Origin of the sequence: Paraburkholderia sp. SIMBA_027, assembly GCF_046535315.1 — a bacterium.
Taxonomy (GTDB): Bacteria; Pseudomonadota; Gammaproteobacteria; order Burkholderiales; family Burkholderiaceae; genus Paraburkholderia; species Paraburkholderia tropica.
Genome location: NZ_JAWRWY010000448.1, coordinates 1 through 277 on the forward strand (window position 1 = coordinate 1; position 277 = coordinate 277).

Below are 277 nucleotides of genomic sequence, written 5' to 3' on the forward strand. Positions count from 1 at the left end.
GGGCTGCAGTCGGGCATGGATTGCACCTGGCAGTCTTCCGGGCTGAGCGGCGCGGCCAGCGCCGTGGTGGTGGCGCGCACGGCGTCGTACCGGTCGTGCTGGCCGGCCTGGCCGGCGGCGTAGGGGCCGTTGGCGGGATGGGTCAGCAGGCAGGCAGGTTCCATGGCGATCCTCCAGTGGCGGGTTTGGGGGGGCGCCGCATCAGGCGCGGGCGCTGAAAACCGAAAACCAGCCGCGGGCGTCCGACCAGTGCTCGATGCCGTGATAGCCCGCGTCC

The 277-nt window shown here is 72.6% G+C and carries 1 pseudogene; it reads right to left on the bottom strand.

Annotated elements, in window-relative coordinates:
* A pseudogene (locus SB764_RS39780) lies at nt 1-164 on the bottom strand (ergothioneine biosynthesis protein EgtB); the annotation flags it as partial.
* Nucleotides 165-277 lie beyond the last annotated feature (113 nt).